This is a genomic window from Gordonia sp. 852002-50816_SCH5313054-c (assembly GCF_001665925.1).
In the GTDB taxonomy this organism is placed as follows: Bacteria; Actinomycetota; Actinomycetes; order Mycobacteriales; family Mycobacteriaceae; genus Gordonia; species Gordonia jacobaea.
The window spans coordinates 64,495-83,232 of sequence record NZ_LZTE01000079.1 but is presented as its reverse complement, the minus strand read 5'-3'; the positions used below and the strand labels follow the sequence as shown (position 1 = coordinate 83,232).

Sequence of the window (18,738 nt, the reverse complement as noted above, 5' to 3'; positions counted from 1 at the left end):
CCGGAGACCAGGGGCGTCTCACCTCAACGACACGCCGCGGCCCTGACCAGGCATTGCCCGCTCAACTTCGAAGAGCCCGGATACCAGCTTGACACGTCCACCGAACCGGCCGATGCCCGCGGTGCCGTCCGCTGCGTCTGAACACCATTACCCACCCGAGGAAATGTCGTCTGAAAACAGGACGAATCCATCACAAGAGAATAACGGATCGAAACATGCGTCACCCGCGGGCGCGGTTGTGCCCACGCCCCAAGAAAAGCAGCCACTATCTATTTTCGGGCATCGTAGTGATCGGTATCACTCACTAACGATTCTCGGATTTTATTTGAGGATCACGGAGCGGCGTAATCGCCGATGACAAGCAAACTCAACGTCGGATCAAGGACGAGGACGACAATGAACCAACAGCGGCGATACAACCCCAAGCCACCCTCTCAACTAGCACATTTGCCTGGCGAAACATATTTGCCGACAAAGTATTTGATACGTGCGATTGCAATCTTCGCCGCCGCTGTGCTCGCGATCCCCCTGCTGCAGGCAACTGCCCACGCTGCGCCGTCGTCGGAATCGGTTCACTACCGCCTTTCCGCTGGACCGTCGTCGGTGAGCCTCTCCGTCACCGACGGCACGATAGCTCGTGAGGGCTCTGACCTGGTCATCAAGAACGGCGCGGGAAAGTCCCTTTTCCGCATGGCTTTGTGGTATCGGGATGAATTTCTCGAATTGCCCATCGACGCGCACGTGACCCCGACATCCGCGACTTTGGTCCCGTCCCGAGACAAACTGCGTGCACATCTCGCCGACCCGGTTCAGGTGAACGCGATGCGTGCGGTCGCCGCGAAGGAAGCCCCGACGAAGCAGACGAAGCAACAACGCGACAACGAGGCTCTCACCCGCTTCAACGGTCAGCTGTCGGCCGGAATGACCATTTCTTCTCTGGTCGGACTTGGTCTCGGCGCTGTTGTCGGGGCTGTGGTCGGATGTGGATTCGGTGCGGCGCTGGGCGCGGGAATCGGCTGCCTCTTTCCTGGCATTCAGATCGGTGCGGCGCTCGGGTCGATCGTCGGAATCATCCTCGGCGGAGGTGGGACGCTGATCCTCTCCGCGATCCAGTACTTCCAGACCATCAACTCGCCCGTTTAGAACGACTAAAAAGCGATCCCTCCGCGGTGACCCGGCCACGCTTTGGTGACCGGGTCACCGCGGAAGGCGCGTCACCCTCATCCCATCGGCTGTCCGTTCGACCGCCAGCCGGTGATCAGGCGATCCGCCGATCGCCACCTGGCCCGGCCGAACACCCCGAAGCAGCTCGTCGACGGCCTCGATCACCCGCGTCGTGGGTTCCGTCGCGCCGACCTCCCGCAGCCAGCGCCGCACAACTCTGGTTCGCACCGCGGCGGGGAGGTCGGCGACCGAAGCGACGTCGAGTTCGGCGTGCTCGCCGATCCTCGACGACGTCGAGTAGATCTCGTCCGCGACGTCGTCGAGAGCATCGACGTCAGCCTGCAGGGAGGTCGCGGTGCGCGCCAGCGCCTCGACGACCCCACCGTGCAGGACATCGTCGAGCAACGGGATCACCTCTGCTCGTAGCCGCACGCGAGTGAATCTCGGGTCGCGGTTGTGCGGATCGGCATGCGCTGGCAGTGCCAGCTCTGTGCACGTTCCGACCGTCTGCGAACGACGTACACCCAGCAGCGGCCGACCCCACGGCTCACGCGACGCACGCATACCAGCCAGCGAGCGCGACCCCGAACCCCTTCCGAGGCCGAGGAGGACTGTCTCGGCCTGATCGTCCATGGTGTGGGCCAGCAGGACCGGCAGTCCGTCGCGGGCGGCGTCGAGTGCCGCGTACCGGGCGTCTCGTGCCGCCGCTTCCATGCCTCCGGCGGTTCCGACACTCACGCGCAGCACCTGCGCCGACGCACCGAGGCCCACGGCGGTCCGCGCCGCATCGGCCGCAACAGCATCAGAGCCGGGCTGCAGCGCATGGTCGACGATGAGTGCGCGGACCGTCAGACCCGCACGGAGCGCTCCTGCGGTGAGCGCCAACGAGTCCGGTCCCCCGGACAACCCGACGCACACCTCGGTGCGTCCGGCCAGGTGAGCGGTCGCAAAATCTGCGACCGCGCGGGTCACAACACGCGTGCAATCCATCGCGACGGCTCGTCGATCTCGTCTGGCCGGGGCAGCGTCTCCGCATCGGTCCAGATGGTGTTGAAACGCTCCATTCCGACGGTCCCGACGACCTCGTCGACGAAAGCCTTGCCCCGAATGTATTGCGCGAGTTTGGCATCCATACCGATCAACGCTCTGATGATGCGCTGCACGGGATTTCGCGGTGCGGTGCGTCGTTTGTCGAACGATGCGCGGATCTGCTCGACGGTCGGAACCTGTGCTGGGCCAACGGCATCCATGACGTGGTCGGCATGCCCCTCCAGAAGGGTGCCGAGCATCATCATGCGGGTGAACGCCTCGTACTGCTCGGGCGTCTGCAACATCTGCATCACACCGATGACGCCCTTCTCCCGCTTGGCACCACCGCGCACAGCCGAATTGATCCGTGCGACAACGTCTGCCACCGACTCTCCGGCATCGGAGGTCAGCACCGCGATGTTGTCGAGCATGTACTGACGCAGCCAGGGGTTGGCGGAGAACTGCACGCGATGGGTCACCTCGTGCAGACACACCCACAGACGGAAATCCGACGGCACGACGCGCAGACTACGCTCCACCGCAATGATGTTCGGCGTCACCAGCATGAGCACGCCCGGATTACTTGGCCCGCTCGCTGCGCTCCCGGCGCCGGGATTCTGCGGCCCGCTCGCTGCGCTCCCGGCGCCGGGGTCACTTGGCCCGCTCGAATCCGAACCACTCGGCGTGAACGGGTCGTACTGCCCGAGTATGGCGCCCGCGAGGAACGCGAGGAGACCGCCTGCCTGTAGGCCGCCGACCTTCCCCGACAGTCCGCCACCGGACTCGCCGTCGTCGTCGCCGTCGAGCATCGATCGCATCGACTGAGACGCGGCGTCGACCCAGCCGCGCCGATCGACCACGAGCGCACTCGGTACGCGCAGCCCGTCCGCGAGTCCGGTGACCTCGCGCACCGGTCCCTCGGCCCGCACGGCGGCGTCGGCCAGTTCGGCCTGCGCGGCGTCGAGCGTGTACTCGGTGACCTTCGGCCCCGGACGCACCAGACGTTTCCCGACCGTCGCGGCAAGCGACCAATCGATGCGCGCACCGATCGACTCGCCGCGCTCCTCCCGCTCGTCTCGCTCGTCTCGCTGGTCGAGCTTGTCGAGACCACCCCGCTCGTCGAGCTCACCCCGCTGGGCGGCTTCACCCCGCTGGTCGAGCTTGTCGAGACCACTTCCCACGTCGTCGGTCGGCTCGGTCATCGGCACCCGCACTCCCTCAACTTGCCCGCGACGTTGTCGAGGGCCGGCCGCGCGTCCGCGGGAGATGTGCCTCCCGAGATCAACGCGAACGACAGCACCCGACCGTCGACCGTCTGAACTATGCCGGTCAACGAACTGACGCCGGTCAGTGTTCCGGTCTTCGCGCGCACCCACCCCGCGCCGGGGTTCTCGCCGACGGTGAAACGGTCGGCGAGTGTGCCGGTGCCGCCTGCAACCGGCAGTCCGTCGAGCATCGGGCGGATCTTGGAATCGATCGGCTGATCGCTTCCGGTCGGTCCGCTGGCAGCGGCCATCAGCTTGTCGAGCAGTGCTGCGGGCACGAGGTTGCGGTACGACAGCCCCGACGTATCGCGCAGCGTCACGTTCGAGACGTCGAACTTGTTGTCGGCGAGCGTCTGCTTCACCGCCGACGTACCGCCTGCGAGCGTTGCGGGTCCGCCGCGAGCGACGGACAGTTCGACGCCGAGCGCCTCGGCGAGCACGTTGTCGGAGTAGCGGAGCATGTCGTTGACCCTGGTGACGAGCGGTGCCGAACGGACCGTCGCCACGGTCCGCGCACCAGCGGGAGCGGTGACGTTCGTGACCGGGGCGTCGACGTCGAGGGCCTTGGCGAGTTGTTCTCCGGCGGTTCTCGCAGGGTCATCGACGCGCGGGGAGTATTCGTTGAGCGGATCTATGCGCGCGCCGTCGGTCATCAATGCCTCGATCGGAGCGATGTCGCCGCCCTTGATGTCGTCGCGGCTCCAACTGCTGTCCATCGTCGGACCGGTGTACGCACTGGTGTCGACGGCGACGGAGGTGACCGGAACCCCCGACCGACGGACCTGGTCGGCAAGGTCGCTGATCCGACCGGGGTCGGTGTAGAACGTCTGCGACCGTTTCGACTGGGCCGACAGCGTCGGGTCGCCTGCACCCTTGACAATCACCTGGCCGTCGGTTCCGACCACGACAGTCGTCGTCAGGCGCGCATCGTGCGGGAGTCCGAGCAGCGCGGCGGCCGCAGTCAGGATCTTGGTGTTCGATGCGGGCACCCGTGGGGTGCTCGGGCTCTTCGACCACAGGATTGCGCCGGTCAACGAGTCGCTGACCTGGCCGGTGAACTCGCCGAGCTGCGGCGCGCGGGCCGCTGCGGCGATCTGCCTGGTCACGCCGGATGCCGTCGGCTGTGGCGCCGTCGCCGACACAGCGTTGATCTCAGGCGTCGCGGCGATCGGCGCAGGCCTTGGCGGCACACCGGCCGGGAGGTCGTCGGACTTGTTCATGCGCAACGCCACGAACAGCACGCTCGATGCGACCAATGCCAGCACGATCACCGACACCAGGGTCCACACAACCGCGCGACGTCGACCGCGCAACCGACCGTCCTGATTCCTCGCGCCCACTCGACCTCCGGTCTCGACCCATCTCTTCCGACGCCCCACAGTATCGTTGAGGCGATTCGCACAGCCGGACCGCGGCTGTCGACACCCGCCGACGGCGCACCGATCCCGCCCGAGGCGCCACGATCAAGGAGGAACCGTGGAATTCGATGTGACCATCGAGATCCCCAAGGGAAGTCGCAACAAGTACGAGGTCGATCACGAGAGCGGAAAGGTCTTCCTCGACCGCTATCTCTACACCGCATTCGGCTACCCCGCCGACTACGGCTACATCGACAACACACTCGGCGAAGACGGCGACCCGCTCGACGCGCTGGTCCTGCTGCCCGAGTCGGTGTACCCGGGCGTCGTGGTCAAGGCTCGTGTGGTCGCGATGTACACGATGACCGACGAGGCAGGCGGCGACGACAAGCTGCTGTGCGTGCCCGCCAAGGACGTGCGCTGGGACCACATTCAGGACGTCGGCGACGTGTCGGAGTTCGAGCTGAACGCGATCTCGCACTTCTTCGAGCACTACAAGGATCTCGAGCCCGGCAAGTCGGTCACACCGGGCGGTTGGGTCGGCAAGGACGAGGCGGAGAAGGTGGCACAGGCCGCCGTCGAGCGCTTCCCGGGACACTGATCGACGCCCCTGCCGCTACATACTGAAAAATCCACCTCATCTGTTGCGCGTCACCTTCGGCACTGCCGAAGGTGAACCGGCACAGATGAGGTGGATTTTCTTTGGTACTACTCGCTGGCCCTACTCGGCAGCCACAGTTTCGGCGGCCGGCTTCCCGCGACGCAGCGGGAGTTCCTTCCACGTGACCGTGCCGATGATCGCGAGCAGCGAGACGATCGACACCGTCAGGAACACCGTGTCCATCGAGTTCGCGAAGCCCTCCTTGATCGGATCGCCCAATTCGGCGGGCAACTTCTCGATGATCGACGTATCGCTCATCACCGCGTCCGACGACCCCGACGCTCCCCCGGGATTCTGCGACGCCGCGATCAGACCCTTGGCGAACTCGCTGACCTGCGGATCATCACTGCCCGCTGCCCGCACGACTGCGGCGCGGTACTCGGGAGTCTGCGCTGCAGACACCATCTCGTCCTTGATGTTCGGTCCCATCATGCTGAACAGCAGTGAGAAGAACACGGCCACACCGAGAGTCGCGCCGATCTGGCGGAAGAAGGTCGCGGTGCCGGTCGACAGGCCCATGTCCTTGGGCGGCAGGATGTTCTGCATCGCGAGCGTGATCGGCTGCATCAGGTTGCCCAGTCCGAAGCCGAGCAGGAACGCCATGAGCATCACGAGCCACACCGGCGTCGACGTGCTCACCAGGTGCAACAGGAACGTGGCGACGGTGATGAGCACCGCACCCACGATCGTGAACACCTTGTATCTGCCTGTGCGCGAGATCATCTGACCCGACGCGATCGAACCCATCATCAGACCGAGAACCATCGGCAGCATCTGCAGGCCCGCGACCATCGGGCTCGAGCCGCGCAGCACCTGGAAGTACTGGGGCAGCATCGAGATCCCGCCGAACATCACCGCACCGACGACCATCGAGATCACGATGCCCTGCGCGAACACCCGATTCTTGAAGACGCGCAACGGGATGAGCGCGTCGTCGCCCATCTTGTGTTCGATCCAGACGAACAGCGCGATGCCGAAGGCTCCGACGCCGTAACAGAGCCACGCCCAACCCGAGAACCAGCCCCATTCGCGGCCCTGCTCGGCCACGATCAGCAACGGCGCGATGCCGACGGCAAGCGCGAACGCACCCCAGTAGTCGGTACGGCCGCCCCGACCCTTCTGTTGGTCGTAGTTGAGCACCTTGGCGACGACGATCAGCGCGAGGATGCCGATCGGCACGTTCACCAGGAAGACCCAGCGCCACCCCGACACCCAGAGGATCGTCGACTGACCGGCGAAGAAGCCACCGAGTACCGGACCGAGCACACTCGACGTGCCGAACACCGCGAGGAAGTAGCCCTGGTACTTCGCGCGCTCACGCGGCGGGACGATGTCGCCGATCGTCGTCAGCGCCAGGGTGAACAGACCGCCGGCGCCGAGCCCCTGCAGAGCGCGGAACGCCGCGAGCTCGTACATCGACGTCGCGAGCGAGCACAGCAGCGATCCAACGATGAAGATCGAAATGGCAAGCAGGAAAAAGGGTTTGCGGCCGTAGAGGTCGGAGAGCTTGCCGTAGAGCGGAGTGACGATGGTCGACGTGACGAGGTAGGCGGTGGTCACCCATGCCTGCATGTCGTAGCCGTGCAGGTCGTCGGCGATGGTGCGGATCGCGGTCGACACGATGGTCTGGTCGAGCGCCGCGAGGAACATTCCCAGCATCAAGCCGGCCAGGATCGTGAGGATCTGCCGGTGGGTCAGACCGGCGCCCGCCACCTCGTCAGATGGCGTGGACACCTGCGTCTCGTCTGTCATCTCGTTCCTTTCCCGGAATGTTCGCCTGCGGGCGCAATCAGCTGCTCCGCGGCGTCGACGAAGCGGTCGAACAACACCACCAGCGTCGACAGTTCGTCTTGGCTCCAGTCCGTCATCGCGGACTCGAACGCTTCACGACGCATCGCTCGCATGCCCTCGACGCGTCGACGTCCCGCTTCGGTGATCACCAGGAGCGTTGCGCGTCCGTCGGCCGGATCGGCCTCGCGACGCACCAGGTCGAGGTCGACGAGTTGTGCGACGTGTCGCGACACGGTCGACGGATCAGCGTTGAGCGCGGCGGCGAGTTCGCTCGACCGCATGGGCGCACGGTCGAGGTGGAACAGGCCGCGGAATGCCGCGGTCTCGAACTCCCCGTCCTTGGTACGGAACGTGGTGTGGACCGCACGATCCCGGACACGCAGGTATCGGCTGAGCGAATCGAAGAGCTGGTCGATCGACTCCGGGTCGAGCACTGTTACCGCCTTTTACTACCTAACGGACAAAGCCGACGGATGTTACCTATTGCAAGTAGTTGCATGTTGCAAGCAAATGCCGAGCGCAAGTATGCGCTCGAGTTCTGCGCTACGCAAACAGCCAACTACCATCGACATTCGTGACTCCTCAGCCTCCACCACCGTCAGGTAGCCGCCCCCACTTCACCTCCATGCCCGACCTCGCGCTTCGCGATCTCGGCGGCGCGGTCGTGTGGACCAACGACGATCTGTTCGCTGAGGTACAGAACCTGATCAAGACCGGCCCGGCCGAGTACCGGCCCGCAACCTTCGGGCACAAGGGTCAGGTCTACGACGGCTGGGAGACACGACGCCGACGCCGCGACGGCGTCGACCAGGCGATCATCCGGCTCGGCGCACCCGGTGTGATCTACGGCGTCGTCGTCGACACGTCGTGGTTCAAGGGCAACTATCCGCCCGAGATCTCGGTAGAGGCCACCGCGGTCGAAGGCGTCGTGTCGGCGCAACAACTCGTCGACGACGCCGAGTGGACAACGATCGTCGAGAAGACTCAGGTCGACGGCGACACCCGCAATCCGTTCAAGGTCGACGCAAAGGGCCGCTTCACGCACGTCCGACTCACCATGCATCCCGACGGCGGTGTCGCACGCTTCCGTGTTCACGGCCGCGGTGTGCCTAATCCGCACTTCTTCCGCTACGGCCACTTCGATCTCGCCGCCCTCGAGAACGGCGGACTGATCACGGCATGCTCGAACATGTTTTACAGCTCACCGAACAACCTGCTGATGCCCGGTCGCGCACGCCACATGGGCGAGGGATGGGAGACCAGCCGCCGTCGTGACTCCGGCAACGACTGGGTACAGGTGCGCCTCGCGGGCCAGGGCAGGGTCAGTCTCGTCGAACTCGACACCAGCTACTTCATCGGCAACGCGCCGGGAGCAGCGACGGTGCGTGGCCGAGACGGCGAGGACGGTGAATGGTTCGATGTGTTGCCCCGCACCGAGCTGCAACCCGACACTCGCCACCGCTTCGTCATCGACCTCGACCGGCCGATGACCGAAGCGCGGATGGACATCTTCCCCGACGGCGGCATGGCACGGTTCAAGCTCTACGGACTGCTGACCGAGGAGTCGCAGGCGGGCCTGATCGAGCAGTGGGAGCGCGGCGAGGCCTGAGCGTCGACACCCGCCGTTCACCTGAAACACCCAATCCGGTCACATGGCGGGTTTTGACTGACTCCTCGTGGCTCACAGACTTCCCAAACCGGTCAGTAAACCGCTGCCTTCGCAGTTGTCACAGACTCCGCAGATGTCACAGACTTCGCAGATGTCACATGTAACGCGCAGGACGTTCCTGAAGTCGGCGACGGTGGCTGCGGGCACCGCCGCCGTCGCGTCGGCTGCGATTCCGTCTGCAGCGGCAGCCCCGGGAGGTTCCGGCGTCTTTGCGCATTCGGTGGCTTCGGGCGATCCGCTCCCCGACCGCGTGATCCTGTGGACGCGCGTCACACCCCACGCACGCGCGACACCCGGCTCCGGCCTTGGCGACCCGACCGCGGTGCGCTGGGAAGTCGCGCACGACAACGCATTCGGCAGTGTCGTCGCGTCCGGAAGCGTGACGACGACGGCCCAGCGCGACCACACGGTCAAGGTCGACGCCGCGGGACTTGCTCCCGCGACGCGATACTTCTACCGCTTCACCGTGCTCGACGGTCCCGCGGCGGGCGCCGTGTCGCCGGTCGGCAGAACGAAGACAGCCCCCGCGGCCTCGGCGGACATCGACCGTCTGCGGTTCGGAGTCTGCTCGTGCTCGAATTACGAAGCAGGACACTTCATCTCGTACCGGGCCATGGCCGAGCGCACCGACATCGACTTCATCCTGCACCTCGGCGACTACACCTGCGAGTACGAATCCGGCGGCTACACAGGAGCATTCGGCGAGATTGTTCGCAAGGTCGAACCGAGACACGCGACGGTGAGCCTGACCGACTACCGCATCCGGCAGGGAAAGTACCACCAGGACCCCGACCTTGCCCGCGCCCATGCCGCGCATCCGTTTGTCTGCATATGGGACGACCACGAATCGGCCGACAACTCCTACCGCGACGGCGCGGAGAACCACGACCCGCGGACGCAGGGCAGTTGGACTGCTCGCAAACGTGCGGCAACACAGGCGTACTTCGAGTGGATGCCGGTACGCCCGAACTCGCTCGAGAACGGCGAGCACCTGTATCGACGCCTCCGTTTCGGCACACTGGCCGAGCTCATCATTCCCGATCTCCGCTCGTATCGCGACAAGCAATCGACTGCGCGCGTTGATGATCCGAAGCAGTCGATCACCGGTGCACAGCAGTACACCTGGTTGGAGACCTCGATCACGACGTCGTCGACCCGCTGGCAGGTGATCGGCAGCGAAGTGATGATGGTGCCGCTGACGATTCCCGCGTCGACCGATCCAAGACTCGCCGAGTGGTTACACGACACGGTCGGAGTCCCCCGAGACGGCTTCCCGGTCAACAACGATCAGTGGGACGGGTACGCGGCGCAGCGTCGACAACTGCTGTCCGCGATCGACAAGGCGGGCAAGCGAAACGTGGTTCTGGTCGCGGGAGACATCCACAGCTCGTGGGCAAGTGAGTTGCCGCTGAACGTTTCCCACTATGGAAAGGACCGCTCGGGACGCACCGTCGCGTGCGAGTTCACCGTCCCCAGCATCACGGCCGCGAGTGCGCACGACAGCATCGCGGTCAGCCGCGCACTCGACGCCCCGACTGTCGCGGTGCTGTCCGCCGGTCAGGAGGCCATCAAATTGGCCAACCCGTGGATCAAGGATGTCGAACTGACGACACACGGATTCGGGGTGATGACCGTGACGCCCGCGCGGGCCACAATGGAATGGTTCTACGTCGCGGATGTATTCGACCCGCGTTCGACGACTCGGCGAGCATTCGGTTGGTCGACGCGGGCGGGTACCCCGAAACTGATTCGCACATAACTCGTTTCGCCGGAACCCGACCCGACCTTCTATCGACAGGAACCACGACATGAGACTCCCGCGACAACTCGCCAACGGACTCGTCGCAACAACAGCGGTGATGTGTGCGGTGTTCGGCGCCCCCGCCACCGCGCAGGCAGCGCCGCCGAAACCGACACCCACCGCATTCCCGGTCGGAGCGTTGGCCACCCTCTATCAGTCGGATGTCCACGGCTCTGACGTCATCTACTGGCCGGTGATCTCGAGCTTCACCGACATTCGTGCGCATCACCCCGCGACGATGTCGGAGAACCTGGAGAAGGCGGTCGCGATCAACAATGCGGCACAGGATGATCCGGCATTGCGCAAGCGCGCACTCGACGACGCGTACGCGATCGACGGGTTGTCGCAGAAGCAATTGCACGCCATGACCGATGCGTTCGGGACCGAGCTCGGCGCCGATGTGCGCCAAGCGCTCACCGAGAAGCGACTGCCGAAGGTGACCGCACTCATCGACTCACTCGCCGCACGCGGGCAAGGCATCGCGTCGTCGACGCTCGTCGAGAAGGAGATCTCCGACAACCCCAGGCCGTACAAGGTGGCGCCGAACCGGATCAAGGTCTACAACCTGCCGGGCAAGACCGACGAGGACGTACTTTCCGGCGGCTCGTCGTACCCGTCCGGGCACACCGCGTCGGCAATGATCCGCACCGGGCTGCTCGCACTGATGATTCCCGAACTCGCACCGCAGTTCCTCGCGCGCGGTAGCGAAGCCGGCTATCACCGCGTCGTCCTCGGCGTGCACTACCCGCTCGACGTGATCGCCGGACGCATGGTTGCCGACGCCGCCGTCGCCGACCGATACGCCGACCCACGCTTCCGCCCACTGATCGTGGCGGCAGGCCAAGAAATCCGCGCAGAACTCGAATGGCGCTGCCGCGCAGCACTATCAACGTGCATCGCGCGCGACACACCATACCGCAGCACACCCGACGCCCTGGCCGACTACAACAAGCGCATGTCCTACGGACTCTCACGCATCGGCTCGGCCAGCGCACCGTTTGTCGTACCGCCCACAGCCGTCGACCTCGTGCTGCGCGCACATCCCCAACTCACCCGCGCACAAGCCACCGACCTACTACGCCGCACCGCCTACCCGGCCGGATACCCGCTCGACGACCAACGCCCCGGCGCACAGTCGTGGCAGCGCCTCAACCTCGCCCGCGCCTACGCCGCCCGCTGATCGAGCCCAACCCGCTGATCGAGCTTGTCGAGATCACCCGCCCCGCCGAGACTTGAACTGCGGCAACACCTCTGCGCCCACGCGGTGCTCATCGGCACGGCCACGTGGTCGTGTGGTCGCAAGCACATAGTCGCGCGCCCGTCCGGCAACTCGCTGCAGCACAAACTGAGTGGGGATTCACATACGCGTCTCATGAGGTCTTCTTTGCCTGCTGTTCGCCTATTGGACAACAAAGACCGCTTCGCTAACTTCTCGTGACCCGCGAACTTCACAGCCTGCCCGATTCGAAGATCTCTGCTGTTCCATCGATGTCGCGTCGGCGGCTCATGCAGACCGCTGCCGCCGCAGCCGGCACAGCGGCCGCGCTCGCATCCGGTGTATCCGAAGCGGTTGCCGCGCCGCGCCGTCAGGCTTTCCTGCACTCGGTGGCATCCGGAGATCCGCTGTCTGACCGCGTCATCCTGTGGACCCGGGTCACTCCCGAGCCGCGGGCAACACCCGGGTCGGGATTCGGCGAACCGACGAACGTCCGGTGGCAGGTGTCCCACGACCCCGGCTTCGCGCGCATCGTGGCGTCGGGCATCTTCACCACCTCTGTCGATCGCGACCACACCGTCAAGGTCGACGCCGCCGGCCTGTCGCCGTCGACGCGGTACTTCTATCGTTTCGTCGTGGCCGACGGCCCACTGGCAGGCGCTGTTTCACCGACCGGTCGCACCAAGACCGCACCAGCGCTGTCGGCCGATATCGACAAGCTTCGGTTCGCGGTCTGTTCGTGCGCGAATTACGAAGCGGGCCATTTCATCTCCTACCGCGGCATGGCTCAGCGGGATGACCTCGACTTCGTGCTTCACCTCGGCGACTACACCTACGAATACGAGACCGGCGGATATCCCGGCGCTTACAACGAGACCGTCCGCACCACCGCGCCGGTCCACGCGACCGTCACCGCCGACGACTACCGGATCCGGCAGGGCAAGTACCACCAGGATCCCGATCTTGCCCGCGCGCACGCCGCTCACCCTTTCATCTGCATGTGGGATGACCACGAATCCGCCAACAACTCCTACCGAGACGGCGCCGAGAACCACAAGACTCTCACCCAGGGCAGCTGGAGCGCTCGCAAACGCGCGTCGGACAAGGCGTACTTCGAGTGGATGCCGGTGCGCCCCAATTCAATCGACAACGGCGAACACCTCTACCGCCGGTTCCGCTTCGGTCAGCTCGCCGAGCTGATCATCCCCGATCTACGCTCCTACCGCGACAAGCAGTCCTACCTCAAGGTCGACGATCCCAACCAGAGCATCACCGGTAAGACGCAATACAAGTGGCTCGAGACCTCGATCACGACGTCGTCAGCGCGCTGGCAGGTGATCGGCAACGAGGTGATGATGGCTCCGCTGGTGATTCCCGAGACCACCGACCCGCGCGTCGCTGACTGGCTGCACAAGCAGATCGGCCTGCCCGCCGACGGGATCACGATCAACAACGACCAGTGGGACGGATATCAAGCCGAACGTCGTGCGCTGCTGCAGGCGATCGACATGGCGGGCAAGAAGAGTGTCGTGCTCGTCACCGGCGACATCCACAGCTCGTGGGCCAGCGAGATTCCCCTCAACGTGCCCCACTACGGCAAGGATGCGAGCGGGCGCGTGGTCGCGTGCGAATTCACCCCGCCGAGCATCACCGCGGCCAGCGGCTACGACACCATCGCCATCAACAGGGCACTCGCGGCGCCCGTCACGACGACCATGGACGTCGCCCAGGAGACCATCAAGACCGCGAACCCCTGGATCAAGGACGTCGAGCTCACCACACACGGTTTCGGAGTCATGGAGATCGACAGGTCACGCGCGCAGATGAACTGGTTCTACGTGAAGGACGTGATGAACCCGGCGTCGTCGGTGTACCCCGCCTTCAGTTGGTACACGCGCGTCGGACAGCCAAAACTACGGCGCGCCTGAACTATTCGCCATCTCTGACAACCCGACCGACACTCACGACGGCCGACCTCCCGCAACGATTGGACTCTCATGCATTCCGAGCACTCCGCCGTGACTCCACGGCGCACACTGGCCCTCGCTGCGGGGCTGACGGCGGTTGCCGTGGCCGCGACGGTAACCGTCGGCGCGACGTCCGCGCATGCCGCACCCCTCGGCCAACCGTCTGCGCCGTTCCCCACCGAATGCAGGTCGGGTAGCACACTGACGCTCGGTGAACTCGTGCCGATCGTTGCCAAGTCGCTCGACGCCCGAGCGCCCGGAGCCGCAACGACGATCGACAGCGCCGCCGGCCGCTTCTCCACGCAACTACACAACAGCACCGTCAGCACGCTCGTGGTCACTCAGCGCGGGTCGGAAGTGAGTCCCGGTCAAGGCGTGCAGGCCACCCACGGCGCCAATGCGTTGGTCCAGCAGGTGTTGTCGATCAAGAACGGCACCTACCGTGACGGTTACCGACTCTCCTCGATCACGCTCAACGACGCGATCGAGACCGTTCTCGTAGGGATCGAGGCAAACGACGCGATCGTCCTCGACAACATCGCGACCATCCTCGACGAGGTCGCATCGAAGGCCGTCTCGGGTGCCGTCGGTGTGCCGATCGTCAGCAGCATCATCGGCTCCATCGCGGGAAAGATCGTGAAAACGGTCGTCGAGCTGCCGGGGACCGTGGCCGAGAAGGGCGGAAACACCCTCGGAGACAAGGCAGACAGCACGTGTCTGGCGGCCGGGGACGGCACCAAACCGGTTCAACGGGAAAGGGTCAAGAACGCCTTCGCCGTGAACGTCAGCCCTGAGCTGACCACCTTCGCGAAGTCGTTGAGTCCGTCGAGTGACGACTGTCGCCCGCTGGCAGGCTTGAGCCTGGACGAGGCCATCGTCTACGTCGGCGCGACGCATGGATCGACGCTGCCGAAATCGCAACAGGCGTCGTTTGCGGCGAGCGTCAAGAGCGTCCGAGCCAACCTACACAAGGTGTACCTCAGCAACGCATTCGTCCCGAAGGACAAGGACGAGCTGATCGGCGTATTCGAAAAGGTGGCGGGTCTGCCGATCATCGGCGGCCCTGGCCTGACCTATGCTGCCGGAGTGCTGCAGAACCTCAGTGCCGGCGGCGAACTCAGCCACTACATCCCATTGTCGGATGTCTCGGTCAACGCCGTGTTCAACGGGGGCCGTGCCGTCAACGATCTCCGAACTTTCAAAGCAACACCCGAATGGGCGCTTGCGAGCGCACAGGGTGCTACAAAAGCGTTGTGCCGCACCACCGATGAAGGTAAGCCCTACCCGGGCGCCGACAAGACCGTCTACCTGGGCAAGTAAGGAAACACTCGATGTCATCGATCCACATTCCCGTCAGATCGCTCAGGCGCGTCGTCGCGGCCACCGCTCTGACCGCCTGCGCACTCCTCGGCGCACAGGTACCCACGGCCGTCGCGGCGCCGCCTCGACCCAACCCGACGCCGTTCCCCGCGGGTGCGATCGCGACGGTGTACCAGTCCGACGTCCACGGCTCTGACGTCATCTATTGGCCAGTGATCTCGAGCTTCACCGACATTCGCAATAACCACCCCGACACGATCGCCGAGAACTCGGACAGGGCCGCGGCGATCAATCAGTCGGCGAAGAACGATCCGGCACGTCAGAAGCGGGCACTCGACGACGGCTACGCGATTGACAGCTTGTCGCAGACGCAGCTCTACACAATGTCGGATGCGTTCGGCACCAACCTCGGTAGAGATTTCCGTCAGGCCCTTGCTGACAAACGACTGCCCAAGGTCTCGGCTCTGCTCGACACACTATTCGCCCGGGGCCAAGGCATCGCTGCGTCCACGGCGGTCGAGAAGGCCCTGTCTGACAACGACCGTCCGTATGTGGCCGAACCCGACCGCATCACGGTGTACAACCGGCCCGGCAGGTCCAAGAGCGACGTGCAGTCCAGCGGCTCGTCGTACCCGTCCGGGCACACCGCCTCGGCAATGATCCGCACCGGGCTGCTCGCATTGATGATTCCCGAACTCGCACCACAGTTCCTCGCGCGCGGCAGCGAGGCCGGCTACAACCGCGTCGTCCTCGGCGTGCACTACCCGCTCGACGTGATCGCCGGACGCATGGTCGCCGACGCCGCCGTCGCCGACAGATACGCCGACCCACGCTTCCGCCCACTGATCGTGGCCGCCGGACAGGAACTCCGCGCAGAACTCGAATGGCGTTGCCGCGCAGCACTATCGACGTGCATCGCGCGCGACACACCCTATCGCAGCACACCCGACGCACTGGCCGACTACAACAAGCGCATGTCCTACGCACTCTCGCGCATCGGCTCGCCGAGTGCAGCGTTCGTCGTACCGCCCGCAGCCGTCGACCTCGTGCTGCGCGCACATCCTCGCCTCACCCGCGCACAAGCAGCCGACCTACTGCGACGCACCGCGTATCCCGCCGGATACCCACTCGACGACCAACGCCCCGGCGCACAGTCGTGGCAGCGCCTCAACCTCGCCCGCGCCTACGCCGCCCGCTGATCGAACCCCACCCGCCGAGCCACCCCGCTGATCGAGCTTGCTACCCGCTGATCGAGCCCACTCCGCTGATCGAGCTTGTCGAGATCACCGCCCGCCGACCGAGCCAATCCGCTGATCGAGCCCCACCCGCTGATCGAGCTTGTCGAGATCACCACCCGCTGATCAGCTTGTTACCCGCTGATCGAGCTTGTCGAGATCACGCAGCCCGGCGAGACTCGAACTGCGGCAGCACCTCTGCGCGCACGCGGTGCTCGGTGGCCGAGCCGTCGATCGGCACGATGAGCACGGCGTCGGCGACCTCTGCCGCGTAGATGTCTCGGATCAGTGTGGCCAGGCCGTGCGGGGTGCCGACGTAGCGCACGGTCTCTGCGCGATCCCCCACGGACGTCACCGCCGAGCCGGCAGCCGACACCGAGGCGACAGACGCGCGCGCCGACCCCGGATGCGGTGCGATCGCAACCTCGACAGCCAGTGCTACCGAGAAGTTCGCGGTGTCACGGGTGCCGGCCCGCAGTAGCGAGCGAGTGCGCTGGGCGTCGCGCAGCGTCGAACGTCGCACGACGATCGGCAGTTCGGCGGCACCGGCGTCGCCGACGATCGCAACCCGCAGCGCCGGGCGGCCGATGGTGATGACGCCGGTGTCGGCAGCAAGGAGCTGGTCGGCGAGAACGTCTGTCGGAGAACTCGATTGGATCGTCACGAGTGTGCCTTTCGGTGGTGGATGTCGGGGGCGTCGGCGCTGCGATCGCTCAGGCAGCGCAGCGCGTGGAGCAGGCGGTCGACGTCGTCGGACGAGCTGCCGAGTCCGAAGCTCGCGCGTACGGCGCCGTCGGGATAACCGAGTCGGTCGAGAAGCGGGTGAGCGCAGAACTTTCCGTCGCGCACACCGATGCCGTGTTCCGAACTCAGGTACTCCGCCACCTCGCGCGGGCTATGGCCGTCGACGGTGAAGCCTGCGATGCCGACGCGCTCGAGGCCGTCGTCGAAGACACGAAGGGGGGTGACTCCGTCGATCTCGGCGAGTCCGGCGTCGAGTTGTGCGCACAGGTACGCCTCGTGCGCGCCGATCCACTCGTGTCCGAGATCGGTGATCGCGTCGCATGCGGCAGCAATCGCGATGGCGCCCAACACATTAGGAGATCCCGCTTCGTGACGCGCTGCACCCGTGTGCCACGACACCGACGCGCAACCGGCCTCGACGTCGACGTCTGCCGTTGCACCGCCGCCCGCCAGATACGGCTGCGCGGCGTCGAGCCAGTCGGTGCGTCCGATCAGCACACCCGCGCCGAACGGCGCGTAGAGCTTATGGCCCGAGAAGACGAGGTAGTCGATGCCGTGGCTGACGATCGACACCGGGCGATGCGCGACGAGTTGTGCGGCGTCGACGAGGATTCGGGCGCCGTGCCGGTGCGCAATCGATGCGAGTCGCGAGATCGGGAGGACCTCGCCGGTCACGTTCGACGCCGCGGTCACCGCAAGTAGCGCGGCGGGCTTGGCTGCGAGTTCGCGCTCGACGGCGGCGAGAGTCTCATCGATGGTCGACGCAACTTCGACGATGCGTGTCCACTTGTCTTTGCGTTCGACCCATGGAAGCAGGTTCGCGTGGTGCTCGATGTCGAGAACGACAACGTCGCCAGGCGTCACATGCGCCGCGAGGTTGATCGCGTCGGTGGTGTTGCGAGTGAACACGACGGCGTCGTCGGCGCGACCACGGACAAAGCGTCGAACGGTCTCGCGGCACTCCTCGTAGCGACGCGTCGTGACCTGCGACAGATGTCCCGCGCCGCGGTGCACGCTGGCGTAGGTGCTCAGCGAGTCGGCGACGGCATCAGCCACCGCGCTGAGTGCGGGGGCGCTGGCCGCGTAGTCGAAGTTGGCGTAGCGCACCGTCGTACCGTCGGAAAGCGGCGCGCATTCGGCGGCGCCGACGACGTCGGCGAGTGGGGCGATAGTTGGGGTCTGCGCAGGCGAAACAGCCTTGGCCTGCGAGAACTCGGTGTGCGAACGGGTGACGACAGCAGTCATCGAATAGTCTCCTTGGAATCCACGCTTGCCGTACCCACCCTGGGCACGGCCAGGTCGTCACCCGGAGCACCCCACCGCGGAGGAGGGTTGCCGACCAGCTAGCCGGGGCTTGTCGCTGGCACTCATGACCTGTTCCAAGGATCACCGACGCGACGCTGAGCTGTCAACTTTCACTCAGCGTGCACGAAAGGCGGCCGAGGGTGCGATCGCCGAGCGTGTTATCGAGCCCGATTCTGCGCGCCGGCCGCGCCGGTCTGTGCGCGGTTGCGCTTC

Annotated in this window: 15 protein-coding genes and 1 riboswitch; of the genes, 8 read left to right on the top strand and 7 right to left on the bottom strand. The window is 65.4% G+C overall.

Annotated features, from left to right (window positions below; genetic code table 11):
* Window positions 1–480: 480 nt before the first annotated feature.
* Window positions 481–1,143 carry a hypothetical protein gene (locus A5788_RS21275; protein ID WP_064864192.1) on the top strand — a complete coding sequence of 221 codons (663 nt, stop codon included), beginning with the start codon at window positions 481–483 and terminating at the stop codon, window positions 1,141–1,143.
* 54 nt (window positions 1,144–1,197) lie between these two features.
* Here the strand turns inward: A5788_RS21275 and tilS are convergent, their stop codons facing one another.
* The 3 genes from tilS to dacB are packed head-to-tail and all read right to left on the bottom strand — an operon-like array spanning window position 1,198 to window position 4,798.
* A complete protein-coding gene (gene tilS, locus A5788_RS21270; RefSeq protein WP_064864191.1) occupies window positions 1,198–2,154 on the bottom strand; it encodes a tRNA lysidine(34) synthetase TilS in 957 nt (318 codons plus the stop codon).
* A complete protein-coding gene (locus A5788_RS21265; RefSeq protein ID WP_231894029.1) occupies window positions 2,133–3,395 on the bottom strand; it encodes a zinc-dependent metalloprotease in 1,263 nt (420 codons plus the stop codon). Before A5788_RS21265 ends, tilS begins: the two co-directional genes overlap by 22 nt.
* The gene (gene dacB / locus A5788_RS21260; protein WP_064864189.1) at window positions 3,392–4,798 is read right to left on the bottom strand and encodes a D-alanyl-D-alanine carboxypeptidase/D-alanyl-D-alanine endopeptidase; all 1,407 of its coding nucleotides are present in this window, start codon (window positions 4,796–4,798) and stop codon (window positions 3,392–3,394) included. Before dacB ends, A5788_RS21265 begins: the two co-directional genes overlap by 4 nt.
* Before the next feature lie 136 nt (window positions 4,799–4,934).
* On the opposite strand from dacB, the gene A5788_RS21255 reads away from it, so the two are divergent.
* Entirely contained in the window at window positions 4,935–5,417 is a 483-nt protein-coding gene (locus A5788_RS21255; RefSeq protein WP_005207556.1) for an inorganic diphosphatase, read from the top strand.
* A 120-nt stretch (window positions 5,418–5,537) separates the two neighbouring features.
* Here A5788_RS21255 and A5788_RS21250 read toward each other — a convergent pair whose 3' ends face one another.
* Window positions 5,538–7,229 (bottom strand): MDR family MFS transporter, encoded by a 1,692-nt coding sequence (locus A5788_RS21250; protein ID WP_064868127.1) that lies wholly within the window; start codon window positions 7,227–7,229, stop codon window positions 5,538–5,540.
* Complete coding sequence (locus A5788_RS21245; RefSeq protein ID WP_049699957.1) at window positions 7,226–7,702, bottom strand: MarR family winged helix-turn-helix transcriptional regulator; 477 nt, start codon at window positions 7,700–7,702, stop codon at window positions 7,226–7,228. The genes A5788_RS21250 and A5788_RS21245 overlap by 4 nt, the downstream gene beginning before the upstream one ends.
* Window positions 7,703–7,893: 191 nt before the next feature.
* Here A5788_RS21245 and alc point away from each other — a divergent pair, with 191 nt between their 5' ends.
* The 6 genes from alc to A5788_RS21215 all read left to right on the top strand — a co-directional run bounded on the left by alc (window position 7,894) and on the right by A5788_RS21215 (window position 16,440).
* Window positions 7,894–8,877, top strand: a complete 984-nt coding sequence (alc, locus tag A5788_RS21240) for an allantoicase (protein WP_231894034.1) — start codon at window positions 7,894–7,896, stop codon at window positions 8,875–8,877.
* 151 nt (window positions 8,878–9,028) lie between these two features.
* A complete protein-coding gene (locus tag A5788_RS21235) occupies window positions 9,029–10,696 on the top strand; it encodes an alkaline phosphatase D family protein (RefSeq protein WP_231894030.1) in 1,668 nt (555 codons plus the stop codon).
* Window positions 10,697–10,745: 49 nt separating this feature from the next.
* Window positions 10,746–11,918 carry a phosphatase PAP2 family protein gene (locus tag A5788_RS21230; RefSeq protein WP_064868136.1) on the top strand — a complete coding sequence of 391 codons (1,173 nt, stop codon included), beginning with the start codon at window positions 10,746–10,748 and terminating at the stop codon, window positions 11,916–11,918.
* Between the two features lie 254 nt (window positions 11,919–12,172).
* Entirely contained in the window at window positions 12,173–13,882 is a 1,710-nt protein-coding gene (locus A5788_RS21225) for an alkaline phosphatase D family protein (protein ID WP_231894031.1), read from the top strand.
* 69 nt (window positions 13,883–13,951) lie between these two features.
* Window positions 13,952–15,241 (top strand): hypothetical protein, encoded by a 1,290-nt coding sequence (locus A5788_RS21220; RefSeq protein ID WP_064868139.1) that lies wholly within the window; start codon window positions 13,952–13,954, stop codon window positions 15,239–15,241.
* A gap of 11 nt (window positions 15,242–15,252) precedes the next feature.
* Entirely contained in the window at window positions 15,253–16,440 is a 1,188-nt protein-coding gene (locus tag A5788_RS21215) for a phosphatase PAP2 family protein (protein ID WP_082937786.1), read from the top strand.
* A 196-nt stretch (window positions 16,441–16,636) separates the two neighbouring features.
* On the opposite strand, the gene A5788_RS21210 is transcribed toward A5788_RS21215, so the two are convergent.
* Both A5788_RS21210 and A5788_RS21205 read right to left on the bottom strand, forming a co-directional pair.
* Window positions 16,637–17,140 carry a hypothetical protein gene (locus A5788_RS21210; RefSeq protein WP_064867425.1) on the bottom strand — a complete coding sequence of 168 codons (504 nt, stop codon included), beginning with the start codon at window positions 17,138–17,140 and terminating at the stop codon, window positions 16,637–16,639.
* On the bottom strand, window positions 17,137–18,465 hold the full coding sequence (locus A5788_RS21205; protein ID WP_064867423.1) for an aminotransferase class V-fold PLP-dependent enzyme: 1,329 nt from the start codon (window positions 18,463–18,465) through the stop codon (window positions 17,137–17,139). The genes A5788_RS21210 and A5788_RS21205 overlap by 4 nt, the downstream gene beginning before the upstream one ends.
* Window positions 18,466–18,481: 16 nt before the next feature.
* Window positions 18,482–18,595: riboswitch (SAM riboswitch) on the bottom strand.
* Window positions 18,596–18,738: the final 143 nt, after the last annotated feature.

Coding starts and splice junctions, on each gene's coding strand:
- A5788_RS21230 (WP_064868136.1), top strand. CDS start 10,746: ATGAGACTCCCGCGACAACTCGCCAACGGACTCGTCGCAACAACAGCG.
- A5788_RS21250 (WP_064868127.1), bottom strand. CDS start 7,229: ATGACAGACGAGACGCAGGTGTCCACGCCATCTGACGAGGTGGCGGGC.
- A5788_RS21235 (WP_231894030.1), top strand. CDS start 9,029: ATGTCACATGTAACGCGCAGGACGTTCCTGAAGTCGGCGACGGTGGCT.
- A5788_RS21265 (WP_231894029.1), bottom strand. CDS start 3,395: ATGACCGAGCCGACCGACGACGTGGGAAGTGGTCTCGACAAGCTCGAC.
- tilS (WP_064864191.1), bottom strand. CDS start 2,154: ATGGATTGCACGCGTGTTGTGACCCGCGCGGTCGCAGATTTTGCGACC.
- A5788_RS21215 (WP_082937786.1), top strand. CDS start 15,253: ATGTCATCGATCCACATTCCCGTCAGATCGCTCAGGCGCGTCGTCGCG.
- A5788_RS21220 (WP_064868139.1), top strand. CDS start 13,952: ATGCATTCCGAGCACTCCGCCGTGACTCCACGGCGCACACTGGCCCTC.
- alc (WP_231894034.1), top strand. CDS start 7,894: ATGCCCGACCTCGCGCTTCGCGATCTCGGCGGCGCGGTCGTGTGGACC.
- A5788_RS21205 (WP_064867423.1), bottom strand. CDS start 18,465: ATGACTGCTGTCGTCACCCGTTCGCACACCGAGTTCTCGCAGGCCAAG.